Consider the following 2,623-nt stretch of genomic DNA (forward strand, 5'->3'; position numbering starts at 1 on the left):
TTTGCAGCCTCGCTTCGCCGAGCATCAAGTTAAGCGCCTGCCTGGCGTAGCCGTTGCCTCTCTTCCACGGCACGACAGAGAAGCCAATATGTCCAAGCACGTTCGGCGGCAATTCGGTCGTTCCAGCCTGCCAACGAAATCCGATTGCACCGCTAACATCGCCGTCCCAGATCCATCGGACAACGCTTGGCAGACGGGCCACGGTCGAGCCATCGGGCAAAGGAATCGGGCCGCCCGATGCGGTTGGATCGTCCAGGCCACCGACAAACGCCTCCGCGTTCACTTCGATGGCGTGCAATTGTTCGCGCGCAGCGACCTCCTTACGAACATTGTCAGGTGACCATCCCGTCTGAAGAGCCGAAACGTAGCTCGGAAGCAATGCGGTCGTAGGTTTCAACAATTCAATTGCGCTCATTTTGTCCGGTGCGTGTCAGGGAGCAATGATTGTCAGCAGTTTAAGCAGTGCCGCCAAATGTCTCAAAATGGCCAACTGGGATCTCACGCCTACTCGGGTCCGTCAAAATCCTGACGCAGCGAACAAGCCGGCTTTATATTGATTTGATTCGAAAAAAAACGGTCCAACAGCCTCAAGTGACGTCGAATCATATTTTCCCTCCTGGTAGGCAAAATTTTCCCAGACGTAGAATTCGCGATCGCGCCGCACGAGGGCCGAATATGCGCCGCAGCCAACATCGCCGCACTCTGGGCAGATGTAAAGCAGCACACGCTTTCCGTTCTCAGGCGGAACATCGAGCAGAGTCGCGCGAGTACGCTCGCATGACTCTGCATACCCACTCACAAAGCAACCCATGAAATCCGAGTGTCCTCCAGCATTTTTCACCAGCATTTCCAGCAAAGACTGCCCGTCTATCAGGAAGTCCGCAGAGGTTCTCTCAGTGCGGGTAGCAGCCCCCGACACGGTCCCTGGTCGATGAAGTGTGCGATGTCCAAGTAGGTTCATGTTCGTATACGGAATCGGCTTAATTTGTCGGCATTGTCAACGATTGAGGAGCCCGTGTCGAATGACCGTTCGTGGCCGAACCCGGGCCAACGCGAGCCCCGCAGATCGCTGATCGCAGCAGATATGCGAAAGGCATGGACCGACCCCTTGCTGCTGGTCGAATCGTCGAAGTCCCAAGGGCCGATTTCGATTGTTCAAAGGTCATTCGTGAAGATCGTAGGTGTAGCACGCAATCAGGCGAGCAGATCGGAAGCGTTTTCACTTTCCTCCTCGCGCCACCACCGCGCAAGGGCAGTGTCATGAGCCCAGCAGCCCCGCCGCGATGTTCACGCACAAACCGAGCACCGCGACGTTGAAGTAGAACGACAGGATCGATTGAGCGAGCGTCACGCGGCGAATTTCGCGCGAGCGTAGCACGACGTCCGAGGTCTGCGACGCAACCGCGATCGTGAACGAGTAGTAGAGGAAGTCCCAGTAGTTCGGCAGCAAATGGTGGTCGGGGAACTTCAACGCGGTTTCTTGGGCGTCGGTGTCATAGTAGAGCCGCGCGTAATGGAGCGTGAAGATTGTCGGAATCAGAAACCATGCGCCCATCAACGTCAGACCGGTCAGCAGGTAGTGCGATACGATCGACGCGCCTCCCGCACCCTTCGCCGAGGCGAGCTCCAGTACGATCGCGGCGATGCTCGCGACCGTCGCGATACAGATTACGAACAGCACGACGCCCGCGTTTTCGTCGTCGCGTATCGCGTATTCGCGCACGCGGTGTTCCTCGGTGAGAGCCATATGTACCCAGATCATCAGCAGGTAGCTCCAGACGGCCGCGTCCCAACCGAGCAGTGTGCGCGTCAGCGGACTCGTATGGCCGGGGAAGAGGAGCGCGACGACGACGCCGATCGCGAGGCCGATCACCGTGCGGGGACGATTGCGAAGAAGCTGCGGATAGTATTTGATAGACATAGGAATCGACGAAAGATCTTTCGCAGCGGCCTTACCCGCCGCTTTCAGTAGACAGTCGACTGCGCGGCCGCGGCGCAACCCGGGTCGTCATACCGCCGTCATTGCAATCATGCATGCAACACCGCGCACGCGGTGCGTGAATCTTCGCACGGATACTAGACCGCTTTCCGGCGCGGCTGAGTTGCCGCATTCCTTGAATACTATAGGCTACGGCCAAGACGGCCATCTATGATCAGGCGGGTAATTGGGCGTTCGGGAGCTGCTGGTGGGCACACTGCACAATCCAGTCTCGCCGTTTTGACGGCAGACAATGAGCTCGACGAGAAGATCATCGCGCTACAGGAAGAGGAGTCGTTGCAGGCGGACGGGATCCTCTGGGCTGACGTTCGTCTCCTGACTTAACGGCACCACGAGCCGGTCCGGCTGACCATTTTTCCGCGTGCTACTCCGGATTGAACTCAGCGTGGCAGGGACGGCGGTGTTTGAAGAGATGTAAGCTCCACACCGTGCCTACGTCATAAAGCACAGTTCGGGCGCTGCGCAGCTTTCCGCAACCGCATTAGCTGCGATGTGTCGCGCGAAGCGTGCGGGACTGCACAGATATATGCATCCCTTCCTGCCCGCGCGCGCGGCAGTCCCGCGGTCATCGTCTTGCCGCACCTTCGCCGAATGAATCAGCCACCGGCGTTCCGGTGGGCTAGT

The 2,623-nt window shown here is 58.3% G+C and carries 3 protein-coding genes; all 3 read right to left on the bottom strand.

Annotated features, from left to right (window positions below; genetic code table 11):
- Positions 1–415 (bottom strand): GNAT family N-acetyltransferase (locus P0D70_RS36360; RefSeq protein ID WP_408188075.1); only part of this gene is annotated, 415 nt, incomplete at its 3' end.
- Positions 416–517: 102 nt separating this feature from the next.
- Entirely contained in the window at positions 518–961 is a 444-nt protein-coding gene (locus P0D70_RS36365; protein WP_408188076.1) for a hypothetical protein, read from the bottom strand.
- 297 nt (positions 962–1,258) lie between these two features.
- Positions 1,259–1,921 (bottom strand): DUF1345 domain-containing protein, encoded by a 663-nt coding sequence (locus P0D70_RS36370; RefSeq protein WP_408188077.1) that lies wholly within the window; start codon positions 1,919–1,921, stop codon positions 1,259–1,261.
- Positions 1,922–2,623: the final 702 nt, after the last annotated feature.

The organism is Paraburkholderia sp. RL17-381-BIF-C (assembly GCF_046026435.1).
Lineage (GTDB): Bacteria > Pseudomonadota > Gammaproteobacteria > Burkholderiales > Burkholderiaceae > Paraburkholderia.